The sequence below is a fragment of the Mycobacterium sp. E1715 genome (assembly GCF_001667625.1).
In the GTDB taxonomy this organism is placed as follows: domain Bacteria; phylum Actinomycetota; class Actinomycetes; order Mycobacteriales; family Mycobacteriaceae; genus Mycobacterium.
In genome coordinates this window covers 1-701 of record NZ_LZJJ01000466.1, presented here as the reverse complement: position 1 = coordinate 701, position 701 = coordinate 1, and the positions used below count along the sequence as shown (strand labels likewise).

The 701-nt window shown below is 72.0% G+C and carries 1 pseudogene; it reads left to right on the top strand.

Going from position 1 to position 701, the window contains the following annotated elements:
* Positions 1 to 632 (top strand): annotated as a pseudogene (locus A9X03_RS23515) (aminotransferase class III-fold pyridoxal phosphate-dependent enzyme); the annotation flags it as partial.
* Between the last annotated feature and the right edge of the window lie 69 nt (positions 633 to 701).

Here is a 701-nt window from a genome sequence, read left to right as displayed (position 1 = left end):
TGGTCGCGGTCGCCGCGCGGGGGGCCACGTTGACGTTGATCCGGGACGGCGAGCCGATCGAGGCGCTCGACGCGATGAGCTCGTGGTGGACCGCGATTCACGGGCACGGCCACCCGGTGCTGGACGCGGCGCTGACCACGCAGCTGGGAGTGATGAACCACGTCATGTTCGGCGGGCTCACGCACGAACCGGCCGCCCGGCTGGCGCAGCTGCTGGTGGACATCACCCCGGCCGGGCTGGACACCGTGTTCTTCAGCGATTCCGGATCGGTGTCCGTCGAGGTCGCGGTCAAGATGGCGCTTCAGTACTGGCGCAGCCGCGGCCGGCCCGGCAAGCACCGGCTGATGACCTGGCGGGGCGGCTACCACGGCGACACGTTCACGCCGATGAGCGTCTGCGATCCCGACGGCGGCATGCACACGCTGTGGACCGACATCCTGGCCCGCCAGGTGTTCGCCCCGCAGGTCCCGCGCGACTACGACCCCGGCTACACCGCGGCGTTCGAGCAGCAGCTCGCCGAGCACGCCGGCGAACTGGCGGCCGTCATCGTCGAACCGGTGGTGCAGGGCGCCGGCGGGATGCGCTTCCACGACCCCCGCTACCTGCGCGACCTGCGCGAGCTGTGCCGGCGTGCTCGGCGAGCTGCTGCTCGAACGCCGCGGTGTAGCCGGGGTCGTAGTCGCGCGGGACCTGCGGGGCGA